This window comes from Vibrio sp. 03_296, assembly GCF_002265885.1.
In genome coordinates this window covers 1-477 of record NZ_NPKW01000861.1, presented here as the reverse complement: position 1 = coordinate 477, position 477 = coordinate 1, and the positions used below count along the sequence as shown (strand labels likewise).

1 pseudogene is annotated in these 477 nt (G+C 43.4%); it reads right to left on the bottom strand.

The window, feature by feature from the left end:
- Window positions 1-199 precede the first annotated feature (199 nt).
- Window positions 200-444 (bottom strand): annotated as a pseudogene (locus CIK04_RS28435) (DUF1289 domain-containing protein).
- Window positions 445-477 lie beyond the last annotated feature (33 nt).

Below are 477 nucleotides of genomic sequence, written 5' to 3'. Positions count from 1 at the left end.
TGGCAAATTACATCTATCAACTGATGACAGACAAAACGCATTCAACGCATGACGTTGAACAAAATCATAAATTTGTCGGTAGCCATTTGATGAACATGCTGGGGGTGGTAACGATAAGTGGGGCTAAAATAGTCATCAACTCATGCATTTGACTCTCCTTAGTCAACGCATCTCAAATGTGTACTAGGGCTAGGGAGAGTTAAAATAAATCTTGCTGTGGGCTTTGTACTTCTTCTTTTATGCTTGATGGAGCTTTACCTTGTGCAAGTTTACGACGATAACGCTGACGACACAGTTTAATCACATGCAGCTGTTCACTTGGTGTCATGTTCAGCCAGTTAAAACGCTCTTCACGTTTACGCATGCATCCGTTGCAATAGCCTTTGTCATCGACACTGCAACCCCACACAAGGCTGGTACAGCTGAAAACTCCAATTGTTCCATAACCGCCTCCTGCTGCTCATCGCTTTCACTGTT